Source organism: Rhodopseudomonas infernalis (genome assembly GCF_022271405.1).
In the GTDB taxonomy this organism is placed as follows: Bacteria; Pseudomonadota; Alphaproteobacteria; order Rhizobiales; family Xanthobacteraceae; genus Rhodopseudomonas; species Rhodopseudomonas infernalis.
Map to the genome: position 1 here is coordinate 58475 of NZ_JAJNAL010000017.1, position 13043 is coordinate 71517.

Consider the following 13043-nt stretch of genomic DNA (forward strand, 5'->3'; position numbering starts at 1 on the left):
CATGACACAGCAAGCACCCCTGCAGGGCAAGAAGGGCCTGGTGGTCGGCATCGCCAACGCCGACAGCATCGCGTTCGGCTGCGCGCGCGCCTTTCGCGACGCCGGCGCCGAACTGGCCGTCACCTATCTCAACGACAAGGCCAGGCCCTATGTGGCGCCGCTGGCCGAGCAGCTCGGCAGCGACATCGTGCTGCCGTGCGATGTGCGCGAGCCCGGGCAGCTCGAAGCCGTCTTCGCGCAGATCGCCGAGCGCTGGGGACGGCTCGACTTCCTGCTGCATTCGATCGCCTTCGCGCCGAAGGACGATCTGCACGGCCGCGTGGTCGATTGCTCGCAGCAAGGCTTTGCGATGGCGATGGACGTGTCCTGCCACTCCTTCATCCGCATGGCGCGGCTCGCCGAGCCGCTGATGCCGGATGGCGGCTGCCTGCTCACCGTGACGTTCTACGGCTCCGAAAAGGTGGTCGAGGACTACAATCTGATGGGACCGGTGAAGGCGGCGCTGGAAAGCTCGGTGCGCTACATGGCGGCCGAATTGGCGCCGAAGCGGATCCGCGTCCACGCGCTGTCGCCGGGGCCGTTGAAGACCCGGGCCGCCTCCGGCATCGGCCGGTTCGACGAACTGATGGAGCGCACCCGCGCCCGCGCGCCGGCGCATCAGCTGGTGAGCATCGAGGACGTCGGCCATGTCGCGGCCTTCCTGGTCGGAGACGGTGCGCGCGCGCTGACCGGCAACATCGAATATATCGACGCCGGCTATCACGTCGTCGGCTGATCGCCGGCTGGAGAATGGCATGGAGCAGATCCAGAACCGCACCTTCGACGAGATCGCGGTGGGCGACACCGCGAGCCTGGTGCGCACGCTGACCTACCGCGACATCGAAGTGTTCGCGGTGATGTCCGGCGACGTCAATCCGATGCATGTCGACGCTGAATTCGCCAAAAGCGATCACTTCCACCAGGTGGTGGCACACGGCATGTGGGGCGGGTCGCTGATCTCGACGCTGCTCGGCACGCAACTGCCCGGCCCCGGCACGATCTATCTCGACCAGTCGCTGCGCTTCGTGCGCCCGGTGCTGCTCGGCGACACGGTGACCGTCTCGGTCACCGTGAAGGAGAAAAACGACGCGAAGAAGCGGCTGCTGCTGGATTGCCGCGCCACCAACCAGAAAGGCGACGACGTCATCGTCGGCCTGGCCGAAGTCATCGCGCCTGCCGAGAAGATCCGGCGGCCCCGCGTGCAGTTGCCGGAGATCGACCTGCATCCGGCCGCGCGCCGCTACGAGCGGCTGATCGAGATGACGCAGGGCCTCGAGCCGATCCGCGTCGCGGTCGTGCATCCGGTCGATACGCCATCGCTGCTCGGCCTGGTCGAGGCGCAGCGCGCCGGGCTGATCGTGCCGGTGCTGGTCGGGCCGGAGGCGAAGATCCGCGCCGCCGCCGCGCAGGCCTCGGTCGATTTGTCGGCCTACGAGATCGTCGCCACCGAGCACAGCGACGCCGCGGCGGCCGCTGCGGTGGCGATGGCCCGTGCCGGGCAAGTCGAGGCGCTGATGAAGGGCGCGCTGCACACCGACGAATTGATGCGCGCGGTGGTCGATCCGGAGCGCGGCCTGCGCACGGCGCGCCGCATCAGCCACGTCTACGCGATCGATGCGCCGGACTATCCGCGGGCGCTGCTGGTGACCGACGCGGCGATCAACATCTATCCGAGCCTGACCGACAAGCGCGACATCATCCAGAACGCCATCGAGCTGGCGCATGCGCTCGGCATCGAGCAGCCGCGGGTCGCGATCCTGTCGGCGGTCGAGACCGTCACCGAAAGCATCCGCTCGACGCTGGACGCGGCGGCGCTGTGCAAGATGGCGGAGCGCGGCCAGATCACCGGCGGCATTCTCGACGGGCCGCTGGCGTTCGACAACGCGGTGTCGGCGGAAGCGGCCAAGACCAAAGGCATCGTCTCGCAGGTCGCCGGCCGCGCCGATATCTTCGTGGTACCCGACCTCGAAGCCGGCAACATGCTGGCCAAGCAGCTCGAATATCTGGCCCGCGCGCATGTCGCCGGCATCGTGCTCGGCGCGCGTGTCCCGATCATCCTCACCAGCCGCGCCGACAAGACGCTGGCGCGGCTCGGCTCCTGTGCGATCGGCCTGTTGATGGCGCGGCACAGGGCGGCGGCGCTGCCGAGCCTGACGGCCGGAGCCGGCGCATGAGCGATGTCCTGCTCGTGCTCAATGCCGGCTCCTCCAGCATCAAATTCGCCCTGTATGAGGCGCATACCGAGCCGACCCAGGACCACCTGATCTGCGAAGGCGGCATCGGCAGCATCGGCCATCGGCCGCATCACAAGGTGGTCGACCGCGACGGCGGGGTGGTGCACGACGCCTATCTGGTCGAAGGCGCCAGCCATGACGATGCGATCGCGACGCTGATCGGCTGGATCGAGCAGCGCTTCCCCGACCGGCGGATCGCCGCGGCGGGGCATCGCGTGGTGCATGGCGGCGATCAGTTCGACGCGCCGGCGCGGATCGATGCCGGCGTGATCGAGCGGCTGCGCAGCTACATTCCGCTGGCGCCGCTGCACCAGCCGCACAGCGTCGCGGCGATCGAGGCGCTGGCGAAGCTGCATCCGAAGCTGCCGCAGATCGCCTGCTTCGACACCGCCTTTCACCATCGCCTGCCGAAGCTCGCCACCTGGTACGCGCTGCCGCGCGCGCTCACCGACGAAGGCGTGCGGCGTTACGGCTTTCACGGCATCTCCTACGAGTACATCGCCAGCCGGCTGCCGGACGTTGCCGGGCAAGAGATTGCCGATGGTCGTGTCGTCGTGGCGCATCTCGGCGCCGGCGCCAGCATGTGCGCGATGCGGGCGCGCCGCAGCGTCGCGACCACGATGGGCTTCACCGCGCTCGACGGACTTGTGATGGGAACGCGCACCGGCGTGCTCGATCCGGGCGTGGTGCTGTATCTGCTGCAGCAGAAGGGCATGACGCCCGAGGCGATCAGCGACCTGCTGTATCGCCAGTCCGGTCTGCTCGGCGTCTCCGGCATCAGCGACGACATGCGCACGCTGCTGGCGAGCGACGATCCGCGTGCCGAGGAAGCGATCGCGCTGTTCGTCTATCGGATCGGCCGCGAGCTTGGTTCGCTCGCCGCCGCGCTCGGCGGGCTCGACGCGCTGGTGTTCACCGCCGGCATCGGCGAGCGCGCCCCGGAGATCCGCCGCCGCGCCTGCGCTCAGGCGGAATGGCTCGGTGTCGCTCTCGATGATGAAGCCAATTCTGCCGTCTCGGGCGCGGGCCGGATCAGCCGCCCGGACAGCAAGGTTTCAGTCTGGGTGATTCCGACCGACGAAGACCTGATGATCGCCTGTCAGGTCTGGCGACTGGTCGACGGCGGCCAGCCAAATTAGCTCCGTCATGCCGGGACAAGCCCGGGCATGACGACGTCAGGGGGTGGGATTCTCTAAGAATCACCAGGCGCTACGGCGTCGTCGCCTTGCGCACGCAACTTGAAGTGCCCGTAGCAGGAGGCAATCGGCTTGTCGGGATCGGCCTGATAGGCCTGGACCTCGAAGGCGACGACGCGGCGTCCCTGCTTGACGATCGAGACCTTGGCGAAGGTGTCGATCGGACGGCCGGAGCGCAGATAGTTCACCGTCAGGCCTATCGGCTTCGGCGCGGTGGCGAGCCCGATCTCGCGGTGCACCTTGAGCACCGCGGCGGTCTCGAGGAAGGCGCCGATCACGCCGCCATGCAGCGCAGGCAGGATCGGATTGCCGATCTGCTTCGGATCATACGGCATCACGGCATTGGCCTGCTCGTCGACCTGAATGCCGAGAAACCGCGCATAGGGGCTGATCGCCAGCGGTCCGCCGGTGTCGTCCGGCACCACCAGCGGCGGCGGCGTGTCGAACCACACCTTCGGCTCCTGACGCAGCATGTCGGTGCGGTTGGCGGCGATCATGAACAGAGCGGTGGCGCTGGCGATCGGATCGGCCTCGGAATCCTGATAGGCGGTGGCGCGCACGAACGCGATCGAATGGGTGACGTGATAGCAATGCGCATGCGCCCGGATCGCCTGGCCCGGTGTCGCCGGCCGCAGGTAATCGATCCGCAGATCGAGCGTGGCGATGGCCTGGGTGCTCTGCAGCGCCAGTTGCACCGCCATGCCGCAGCTCTCGTCGAGCATCACCGTCACCACGCCGCCATGGATCACGCGGGTGCTGGTGTCGCCGACGAACACCGGATGATAGGGCAGGCTGCTCCACGCCTCGCCCGGGGCGTGGCGGTCGAGCTGCAGGCCGATGAGGCCGCCATGGACCGAGCGGCGGCGCTTGATCAGGCTCGCCTTCTGCTCGATGGCGAACGAGGAATCGGGGGAGGGGGTGCTGGTCATTGTGCCGTTTTCTAGCAAGCCCTTTCGCTCAGGCAAAGCGCTCTGGCTCGGTTCGACCCATGCGTGAACACCCGGGCCGGCGGCGGCGGCGCTGCAGGCTTTGTTTACCATCTCGTGCGACGCTCGCGCAGTGGTCGGGTGTGGAGTTGCGTTGTGCGTCTAGTCAAACTGATGTTGCCGCTGCTGGCGAGTGTCGTGACCTCTTCGTGGGCGATGGCCGCCGACTATCCGGCGCCCTACCGGGAGAGCTATCGGCCGGCTCACCGTCCCCACGTGGTCTATGCGCCGCGGCCGATCGGCATTCCGCAGGCGCCGCCGGTGATCTGGGTCGAGGCGCCGCCGCAATATGTGCAGCGCCTGGTTCCGACCGGCAGTTGCGGCGGCTGCGGACCGCGCTACGCTCCGGTCGGCGAATGGCGCCGGACCCCGCCGCCGTCGTTCTGGGATTCGGTCATCCGCGACTACGACTACTGATCTTCGCGCCCCTCTGGACGCTGCACGATCGCTGCTGCGCCCGCCCGGAATCGCGCTATAGCTACGTCACAGCCGCCGCTGGCGGCCATGGGCGTGGCTGAGGCGAGAGGGCAGGGATGTTTGCGGTCATTTTGGTGCTGGCGTTGCTGGTCGGAACGCCGGCGGTGGCGGCCGAACTCATCGTCAAGGATGCGGCGACGGTGCAGCTCGGCGGCGTCACCTACCGGCTCGAGGGCATCGACGCGCCGGAACTCGATCAGCGCTGCATCAATGAATTCGCCGATCCGTCGGCCTGCGGTGTCGAGACCCGCGACGCGGTGGTGAAGTTGATCGCCGGCCGCGCCGTGACCTGCCGCGATCTCGGGGCGGATCCGATGTTCAGCGGCCGGCGGACAGGCGCCTGCACGATTGCCGGCGACAGCATCAGCCTCGGCCAGCGACTGGTGCAGGCTGGGCTGGCGCTGAATGCCGACCCGAAAGGCCGGTTCGCGGCCGACGAAGCCAAGGCCAAGGGCGAGCGGCTGGCGCTGTGGCGAGGCTGCTTCGTCGCCCCGCAAAGCTTCCGCCGCTGGGACAAAACCGCGCCGCTGCTCGGCGCCGCGTGCCGCGACGATCGCAAGACGGCGATGCTCGACCTGATGTTCCTTGATATGCCGCCGATGCCGGATGGCTGCACGATCAAGGGCAGGCTCGCCAAGCGGGCGCGGCTCACCGGCAATGTCGGCGTCTATCAGTTGCGCGGCTGCCCGAGCTACGCCAGCCTCGAAAAGCCGAACCGCTGGTTCTGCTCAGAGGACGATGCCCGTGCGGCCGGGTTCCGCAAGGCCTACAACTGCCGGAGCGGCGCCAAGCGCTGATCCCTCACGATCCGCGCTGCGCCTTGAAGTCCGGCTTGCGCTTGCCGAGAAACGCCGCGACGCCCTCGGCGAATTCGTCGCTGCCGAACGCCACGCCCTGAGCGAAGGCTTCCAGCGCGAAGAACTGCTCGATCGGCGTGAACGCGCCGTTGACCAGCATCTTGGTCAGCCCCAGCGATGTCGCCGGTCCGGCAGCGAGCTCGGCGGCGAGCGCCGTCGCGGTGTCCAACAGCTCGCCCGCCGGCACCACACGCTTGGCGATGCCGAGCGTCAGTGCCTCCTCGGCCTCGACGCGGCGGTTGGTGAGCAGGATGTCCTTGGCCCGCATCGCGCCGATCGCGCGCGGCAGCGTCAGCGCCAGGCCGAGATCCGGCGCGGCGCCAAGGCCCGGAAAGGCGGCGCGGAAATACGCCTGATCCGACATCAGCACGATGTCGCACAACAAGGCCAGCGAGAAGCCGGCGCCGGCGGCGGAGCCGTTCACCGCGGCGATCACCGGCTTCTCGGCGGTCAGCAGTCGCTGCGCCCAATTGTGTGTCACCTGCATGCGCTGGCGCACCTGCGGCGCGCCGCGATCGGCCATGTTGCTGATATCGCCGCCGGCACAGAACGATTGTCCGGTGCCGGTGATCACCAGGCAGCGCACCGACGGGTCGGCGAGCAATTCCGGAATGCGGGTTTCGAGCTGATGTTTGACGGCGGGCTGCAACGCGTTGCGGCTGGCCGGGCTGTTGAGCCGGACGATCATCACGGCGTCGCGGCGTTCGAAGATCACGGCATCGTGGCCGGCTGTTTCGGCTGACATGTTCCCATCCCTTTGCTGTTTGCTGCAGCTTAGAACATCGCGGCGGTGTTTGCGAAATCGATTTTCGCAATGCTAGGATTGCGCAAACGACAAGACACCACGGGACGGAAATTCATGCAGCTCACCGCGGGCCTCCGCAAGGCCGCTTCCTTTCGCGCGCACGAGACCGCGCTGGTGACGGCGGAGCGCAGCTTCAGCCATGGCGACTTACAGGACCGCATCGCGCGTGTCGCCGCTGCGTTGCAGCGGCTCGGCCTCGCGGCGGGCGACCGCGTTGCGATCCTGGCGGCGAATGGCGGCGGGTATGTGGAGAGCTACTTTGCGGTGCTGTGGGCCGGCGGCGTGGTGGTGCCGGTCAATTCGCGCTTCGCGCTGCCGGAGATGATCGAGCAGATCACCGATGCCGAACCATCGCTGCTGATCTGCGACGGCAGCTTCCTCGACACCGCGGTGCAACTATCAGATGCCTGCCCGTCGCTGCGCGACGTGATCGCGGATGCGCCGGTGGTAGGGGTGCCGCATGTCTACAATTACGAAGAGCTGATTGCCGACACGCCGCCCTGCGTCGATGCCGGACGCGGCGGTGAGGACCTCGCGTGCCTGTTCTACACCGGCGGCACCACCGGGCGCGCCAAGGGCGTGATGCTCAGCCATCGCAATCTCTGGGTCAACGCGGTGGTGACCGCGATGGCGTTCGGCTTCGACGAGCACACCGTGTCGTTGCATGCCGGGCCGCTGTTTCATCTCGGCGCCGGCGCGCGCGTCTACACGACGTCGATCATGGGCGGTCGGCACGTGGTGATTCCACGCTTCACGCCGGCCGATGTGCTGGGCGCCATCAGCCGTCACAAGGTGACGGTGGCGACCTTCGTGCCGACCATGCTGGGCATGATCCTGCAATCGCCGGATATCGAGCGCTACGATCTGTCCAGTCTGAAGCTGATTACTTACGGCGCGTCGCCGATGCCGGAGCCGGTGCTGCAGGAATGCCTGCGGCGGTTTCCCAACATCCGCTTCGGCCAGTCCTACGGCATGACCGAGCTGTCTCCGGTCGCGACCATTCTGACGCCCGACGATCATCTGCCGTCGGCGCCGCGGCACCGGCTGCGCTCCGCCGGCCGGCCGATCGTCTCGGCGGAGGTGAAGATCGCCGATGCCGAGGATCGCGAGTTGCCGCATGGCGAGGTCGGCGAGATTTTGGTGCGCGGCCCGATGGTGATGATGGGCTATTGGCGCAAGCCGGAGCTAACCGCTCAGACGCTGCGCGGCGGCTGGATGCACACCGGCGATTCCGGCGCGTTCGACGCCGACGGCTATTTGTACATCTCCGATCGCATCAAGGACATGATCATTTCGGGCGGCGAGAACGTGTACTCGATCGAGGTCGAGAACGCGATCGCCGCGCATCCGGACGTTGCGCAATGCGCGGTGATCGGCATCCCGCATCCGAAGTGGGGCGAGACCGTTCATGCCGTGGTGGTGCGCAAGCCTGGCGCCGCGCTCACCGCCGACGAGCTGATGGCGTTCTGCCGCGCCGCGATCGCCGACTACAAGGTGCCGCGCAGCATAGACTTCCGCGACGAACCGCTACCGCTGTCGAGCGTCAACAAGGTCAACAAGGCCGCGCTACGCGCACCGTATTGGGCCGATCAGGATCGACGGGTGAATTGAGGTTGGCAGCTGACAACGGTCGTCATTGCGCGGAGCACCCGGATCGGCGCTACGCGCCGTCCGAGCGCAGGCTCCGCGACGAAGCAATCCAGCCCCGTGCACGGACCTGGATTGCTTCGCTTCGCTCGCAATGACAGGGAGAGGCCGTGACTTTGACTTCGGCGGAGTATCACGGCAGGCAACGTCACCCGCCCAGCGCCGCGCTGATCGCTTTCGCGGCGTGTGCCAAAGCGGGGCCGTGTCTTTCGACGAGCTGCTGCTGCGACACCAGATAGGCCGGGCCGCCAAAACTCAACGCGTAGACCGGGCCGCCGTTCGGCGGCACGATCGCGGCGCCAACGGCGTTGATATCCTTGCGCCATTCGCCGGTCGAGACACAGAAGCCGCGCTTGGCGATCTCCCGCGTCGAGCGCGCGATCGCCTTTTCGAGCTTCGGCCAGTCGGTGCCGTGATGCGCACGCAACTCGTCGAGCAGTGCACTGCGCTCGTCCTCGCCAATCACCGCGAGATAAGCTCTGCCGAGCGAGGTCGTGGCGATCGGCACGCGCGAGCCGGGCGGCAGCCGCAGCCCGATCAGCGCGTCGCTTTCGCAGCTTTCGATGTTCAGCATCGTCAGCCGCTCGCGGGTGCCGAGCCCGACATGCAGCTGGCTGTCTTCGGCCAGTCGGGTCATGATCGGCAGCGCCGCCTTGCGGACGTCGAGATTGGCCAGCGCCGCGTAGCTCAGCGCCAGCGCGCGTGCGCCGAGCTGATAGGTCGCCGAACGCGGCTCGTAGGTCAGATAACCGAGCTGGATCAGCGTGTGCGTCATCCGCGAGATCGTCGGCTTGGGCAGGCCGGTGCGCTCGGCGAGTTCGAGATTGCCGAGCGCGCGGTCGCCGGCGCGAAACGCGCCGAGCACGTCGAGGCCGCGGGCGAGTGCGGACACGAACATTCGCCCGGCGTCGTCCGCCGGCTCGGCGCGCGGCCGCCGCGAGGCGCGTTGCATCGCCTGGTCGTTGCGCGCGGTGGTTTTCTTGGCCGCCGGGGCCCGGCTGGGCTTGGTCGGGCGGCGCGATTTACCGGTGGTCATCGGCGGCTCCGGAAGCTCGGCCGCAGCGGCGGCAGATCAAAACATTTGCGAAAATCGATTTCGCATATTGTGCGAGCCCCGCCCGGGTGGCAAGTTGTCGCAAAAATACAATGAGGAAACTCCCCGATGGCGATTGACCCGACGCGGCTGCGCGACTGGCCCATTCCCGAGATCGAGCAGTCCTACACCGAGCGCGACACCATGTTGTACGCGCTGGGGCTGGGGCTGGGGCTGGGGCTCGGCGCCGAGCCGCTCGACGCCAGACAATTACGTTATGTCTACGAGCAGGACCTGCAGGTGCTGCCGTCGATGGCGGTCGTGCTCGGCTATCCGGGATTCTGGCTCGGCAATGACGAGACCGGCGTCGACTGGCGCAAGGTGCTGCACGGCGAACAGGGCTTCGAGATCTTCAAGCCGCTGCCGCCGAAGGGCGCGGTGGTCGGCCGTTCGCGCGTCACCGGCCTGTTCGACAAGGGCGCCGGCAAGGGCGCGGTGCTGCTGTCCGAGCGTGACGTTGTCGACAAGGCCAGCGGCGAATTGCTGTGCCGGCTGACCTCGACCACCATGCTGCGCGGTGACGGCGGCTTCGGCGGCCCGTCGGGTCCGCTGCCGGCGCCGCACCCGCTGCCGGAGCGCGCGCCCGATCTGCAATCGCGGATCGAAACCTCGCCGCGCGCCGCGCTGATCTATCGGCTGTCCGGCGACTACAACCCGTTACACGCAGATCCCGAGGTGGCACGCAAGGCCGGCTTCGACAAACCCATCCTGCACGGCCTGTGCACCTTCGGCGTGGTCTGCCGCGCGCTGGTCGAACTGTGCTGCGACGATGATCCGAAGCGGCTGGTGAAAATGCAGGTGCGCTTCAGCTCGCCGGTCTATCCGGGTGAAACCGTCGTCACCGAAGTCTGGAACGACGGCGAGGCGCAAGTCTCGTTCCGCGCCAAGGTGGCCGAGCGCGATATCGTGGTGATCAACAACGGCGCGGCGACCATCGCCTCGGCCTGAGCCGCAATGCCGTCCGCAGCGAAGCCGCGGACGGGTCGTCGATAAAGCGGCGCTCGCCGCGAACCAAATAACAACCAGGAGGAACGCGCTTGTCCATTTCCCGTCGCTCATTCGGTATCGGCGCCACTGGTGTGATGCTCGGCACCGTCGCGGCCCCGTGGATTCGCAACGCCAACGCGGCGCCGCCGCCGATCAAGGTCGGCGTGATCAATTCGATGAGCGGCGGTCTGGCCGCCTACGCGCAGGAAGGTCAGCCGGCGTTCGAATACGTCATCAAGAAGATCAACGACGGCGGCGGCATCAAGAGCAAGGACGGCGCCAAGATTCAGCTGATCCAGGCCGACGACACCAGCCAGCCGGCGCGCACCGCCACCGAGGCGCGGCGCCTGATCACCGAGGAGAAGGTGCAACTGCTGACCGGCACCATCCTCAGCGCTCAGATGCTGGCGCTGACGCCGGTGCTCGACGAACTGAAGGTGCCGACGCTGTCGATCTGGGCCGGCGGCGCGCACTCCAGCTACATGTTCTCGCTCGGCTATCCTTATGATCGCGGCTACGCGCAGTCGATGCACGACTTCATCAAGTCGCTGCGCGACGACAGCAAATTCCCGATCAAGACCGCGGTGATGAGCTACTCGAACTACGAGGCCGGCCAGCAGGTCAACAAGTTCCTGGTCGAGAAGCTGAAGGCCAGCGGCATCGAGGTGATCGGCGAAGCGCCGCTCGACACCAAGGCGCAGGACCAGACCTCGGCGATGATCCGCGTCCGCTCGCTGAAGCCCGATATCGTCACCGGCCTGGTGACGCCGCGCGACGGCATCCTGCTGCATCAGGCGCGCTACAATCTCAACTATCACAACAGCCTGTTCATCGGCGGCACCGGCGGCTACTCGGATCTGTCGCTGTGGAAGGATCTCGGCCCCGAGATCGGCAAGGCGGTGCTGACGCGCAATCTGTTCGCGATGACCGGCTTCAGCCCGGGCGCCAAGATCGACTCGATGCAGAAGATCATCGCCGAGCTGCGCGACGTCGCCAAACTCGACCGCATCGGCCAGGGCGCGATCCAATACGCGCAGGGCGCCCGCGTGCTGCAGCGCGTGCTTGAAAAGGCGTCGTCGCTGGAGCCGGCGGCGCTGCTCGAATCGTTCAAGGGGTTCGAGATCCCGTTCGGCGATCCGGATCTCTACGTCGCCAAGCCGAAGGGGCTGCAATTCGCCGACGATCGCCTGCTCAAGGACGGCACGGCGATGATGGTGCAGTGGATGCCGGATCAATCGCAGGAGGTCGTGTTCCCGAAGGAATTCGCGCAGGTCGCGCCGCGCCCGAAGAGCTGAGCCGTGGCGCTCCTCGAAGTCGACAATGTCAGTAAGCGGTTCGGCGGTCTGCTTGCGCTCAACGACGTGAGCTTCGCCGTCGAGCGTGGCGAGATCCTCGGCATCATCGGCCCGAACGGCGCCGGCAAGACGACGCTGTTCGGCGTCATCTCCGGCTTCACGCCGCCGTCGAGCGGCGAGGTGCGGTTCGACGGTCAGCGCATCACCGGGATCTCGCCGGACCGGCTGACGCGGCGCGGCCTGGTGCGCAGCTTCCAGATCGTCCAGACCTTCGCCGACATGACGACGCTCGAGGTCGTGACCACGGCCGCGCTGACGCGCCGTCCGATCCGCGAGGCAACCGACTACGCCGCCGCGGTGCTGACCCGCGTCGGCCTCGGCGGCAAGCTGGACGAGACGCCGGCGACGCTGTCGCTGCAGGACAAGAAGCTGCTCGAAGTCGCCAAATGCGTCGCCACCGATCCGCAATGCATCCTGCTCGACGAGGTGATGGCCGGTCTCACCATGGCCGAGACCGAGGCGCCGATGCAGATCATCCGCGAGCTCAACCGCTCCGGCGTCACCATCGTGATGGTCGAGCACGTGATGCCGGTGATCATGCGGATGGCGACCCGGATGGTGGTGGTCAATTTCGGCGAGAAAATTGCCGAAGGCACGCCGGATTCGATCATCAAGGATCAGAAAGTCATCGACGCGTATTTCGGGGAGCACCTCGATGCTTGAGGTCGAAGGTCTGGTCGCGGGCTATGGCGGCGCGCCGATGCTGCGCGACGTCACGGTGCGGCTCGCGGCCGGCGAGATCGTCGGCCTGCTCGGCGCCAACAATGCCGGCAAGACCACGCTGATCAATTGCCTGTCGGGCCTGGTGCCGCCGATGTCCGGGCGCATTTTGTTCGAGGGGCAGGACGTCACCCGCGCCAGCGCGCGCGAGCGTGTCGAGCTCGGCATCATCCAGGTGCCCGAGGGGCGGCTGGTGTTTCCGGAGATGAGTATCCGCGAGAATCTGCTGCTCGGCGGCTTCTGCGATCGCGCGCGGCCGCATCGGCCGGCGCAGATGGAGAAGGTGCTCGAGCTGTTTCCGCGGCTCAAGGAGCGGCTGACGCAGGCGGCCGGTACGCTGTCCGGCGGCGAGCAGCAGATGCTGGCGATCGGCCGCGGGCTGATGGCCGAGGCGCGCGTGCTGATGCTCGACGAGCCGTCGCTCGGCCTGTCGCCGCTGTTCGTGCAGTACATTTTCGAGATCATCGACCGGCTGCACAAGGACGGGCTGACCATGCTGCTGGTCGAACAGAATCTCAATCTGACGCTGCGCCATGCGCAGCGCTGCTACGTGCTCGAACGCGGGCAGATCGCCGTCGAGGGCGATGCCGATGTCGTCAGGGACGATCCGCGCACGCGGCAGGCATATCTGGGTCTGTGAGGAGAAC

Annotated in this window: 13 protein-coding genes; 10 read left to right on the top strand and 3 right to left on the bottom strand. The window is 67.3% G+C overall.

Annotated elements, in window-relative coordinates:
* The first annotated feature begins 1 nt into the window (after window position 1).
* The 3 genes from fabI to LPW26_RS13420 are packed head-to-tail and all read left to right on the top strand — an operon-like array spanning window position 2 to window position 3412.
* Complete coding sequence (gene fabI, locus LPW26_RS13410; RefSeq protein ID WP_238735879.1) at window positions 2-775, top strand: enoyl-ACP reductase FabI; 774 nt, start codon at window positions 2-4, stop codon at window positions 773-775.
* A 19-nt stretch (window positions 776-794) separates the two neighbouring features.
* Window positions 795-2213 carry a bifunctional enoyl-CoA hydratase/phosphate acetyltransferase gene (locus LPW26_RS13415; protein ID WP_238735880.1) on the top strand — a complete coding sequence of 473 codons (1419 nt, stop codon included), beginning with the start codon at window positions 795-797 and terminating at the stop codon, window positions 2211-2213.
* Window positions 2210-3412 carry an acetate/propionate family kinase gene (locus tag LPW26_RS13420; protein ID WP_238735881.1) on the top strand — a complete coding sequence of 401 codons (1203 nt, stop codon included), beginning with the start codon at window positions 2210-2212 and terminating at the stop codon, window positions 3410-3412. Before LPW26_RS13415 ends, LPW26_RS13420 begins: the two co-directional genes overlap by 4 nt.
* Window positions 3413-3465: 53 nt before the next feature.
* On the opposite strand, the gene LPW26_RS13425 is transcribed toward LPW26_RS13420, so the two are convergent.
* Window positions 3466-4398 carry a PaaI family thioesterase gene (locus LPW26_RS13425; protein ID WP_238735882.1) on the bottom strand — a complete coding sequence of 311 codons (933 nt, stop codon included), beginning with the start codon at window positions 4396-4398 and terminating at the stop codon, window positions 3466-3468.
* Between the two features lie 153 nt (window positions 4399-4551).
* Here LPW26_RS13425 and LPW26_RS13430 point away from each other — a divergent pair, with 153 nt between their 5' ends.
* Complete coding sequence (locus LPW26_RS13430) at window positions 4552-4872, top strand: hypothetical protein (protein ID WP_238735883.1); 321 nt, start codon at window positions 4552-4554, stop codon at window positions 4870-4872.
* 116 nt (window positions 4873-4988) lie between these two features.
* Window positions 4989-5729 (top strand): thermonuclease family protein, encoded by a 741-nt coding sequence (locus LPW26_RS13435; RefSeq protein ID WP_238735884.1) that lies wholly within the window; start codon window positions 4989-4991, stop codon window positions 5727-5729.
* Between the two features lie 4 nt (window positions 5730-5733).
* On the opposite strand, the gene LPW26_RS13440 is transcribed toward LPW26_RS13435, so the two are convergent.
* Window positions 5734-6534: an enoyl-CoA hydratase/isomerase family protein gene (locus tag LPW26_RS13440; protein WP_238735885.1), complete on the bottom strand. Its 801-nt coding sequence runs from the start codon at window positions 6532-6534 to the stop codon at window positions 5734-5736.
* A gap of 114 nt (window positions 6535-6648) precedes the next feature.
* On the opposite strand from LPW26_RS13440, the gene LPW26_RS13445 reads away from it, so the two are divergent.
* Entirely contained in the window at window positions 6649-8205 is a 1557-nt protein-coding gene (locus LPW26_RS13445) for a class I adenylate-forming enzyme family protein (protein WP_238735886.1), read from the top strand.
* A gap of 184 nt (window positions 8206-8389) precedes the next feature.
* Here LPW26_RS13445 and LPW26_RS13450 read toward each other — a convergent pair whose 3' ends face one another.
* Entirely contained in the window at window positions 8390-9277 is an 888-nt protein-coding gene (locus tag LPW26_RS13450; protein ID WP_238735887.1) for an IclR family transcriptional regulator, read from the bottom strand.
* Window positions 9278-9403: 126 nt separating this feature from the next.
* On the opposite strand from LPW26_RS13450, the gene LPW26_RS13455 reads away from it, so the two are divergent.
* The 4 genes from LPW26_RS13455 (at window position 9404) to LPW26_RS13470 (ending at window position 13036) form a co-directional block, all read left to right on the top strand.
* Window positions 9404-10282: a MaoC/PaaZ C-terminal domain-containing protein gene (locus LPW26_RS13455; protein ID WP_238735888.1), complete on the top strand. Its 879-nt coding sequence runs from the start codon at window positions 9404-9406 to the stop codon at window positions 10280-10282.
* 89 nt (window positions 10283-10371) lie between these two features.
* Entirely contained in the window at window positions 10372-11616 is a 1245-nt protein-coding gene (locus LPW26_RS13460) for an ABC transporter substrate-binding protein (protein ID WP_238735889.1), read from the top strand.
* 3 nt (window positions 11617-11619) lie between these two features.
* Complete coding sequence (locus tag LPW26_RS13465) at window positions 11620-12339, top strand: ABC transporter ATP-binding protein (RefSeq protein WP_238735890.1); 720 nt, start codon at window positions 11620-11622, stop codon at window positions 12337-12339.
* The gene (locus LPW26_RS13470) at window positions 12332-13036 is read left to right on the top strand and encodes an ABC transporter ATP-binding protein (protein WP_238735891.1); all 705 of its coding nucleotides are present in this window, start codon (window positions 12332-12334) and stop codon (window positions 13034-13036) included. Before LPW26_RS13465 ends, LPW26_RS13470 begins: the two co-directional genes overlap by 8 nt.
* The last annotated feature ends 7 nt before the right edge of the window (window positions 13037-13043 follow it).

Excerpts from the sequence above, each read along its gene's own strand:
- fabI (WP_238735879.1), top strand. The coding sequence starts at position 2 with ATGACACAGCAAGCACCCCTGCAGGGCAAGAAGGGCCTGGTGGTCGGC.
- LPW26_RS13415 (WP_238735880.1), top strand. The coding sequence starts at position 795 with ATGGAGCAGATCCAGAACCGCACCTTCGACGAGATCGCGGTGGGCGAC.
- LPW26_RS13420 (WP_238735881.1), top strand. The coding sequence starts at position 2,210 with ATGAGCGATGTCCTGCTCGTGCTCAATGCCGGCTCCTCCAGCATCAAA.
- LPW26_RS13425 (WP_238735882.1), bottom strand. The coding sequence starts at position 4,398 with ATGACCAGCACCCCCTCCCCCGATTCCTCGTTCGCCATCGAGCAGAAG.
- LPW26_RS13435 (WP_238735884.1), top strand. The coding sequence starts at position 4,989 with ATGTTTGCGGTCATTTTGGTGCTGGCGTTGCTGGTCGGAACGCCGGCG.
- LPW26_RS13440 (WP_238735885.1), bottom strand. The coding sequence starts at position 6,534 with ATGTCAGCCGAAACAGCCGGCCACGATGCCGTGATCTTCGAACGCCGC.
- LPW26_RS13445 (WP_238735886.1), top strand. The coding sequence starts at position 6,649 with ATGCAGCTCACCGCGGGCCTCCGCAAGGCCGCTTCCTTTCGCGCGCAC.
- LPW26_RS13450 (WP_238735887.1), bottom strand. The coding sequence starts at position 9,277 with ATGACCACCGGTAAATCGCGCCGCCCGACCAAGCCCAGCCGGGCCCCG.
- LPW26_RS13455 (WP_238735888.1), top strand. The coding sequence starts at position 9,404 with ATGGCGATTGACCCGACGCGGCTGCGCGACTGGCCCATTCCCGAGATC.
- LPW26_RS13470 (WP_238735891.1), top strand. The coding sequence starts at position 12,332 with ATGCTTGAGGTCGAAGGTCTGGTCGCGGGCTATGGCGGCGCGCCGATG.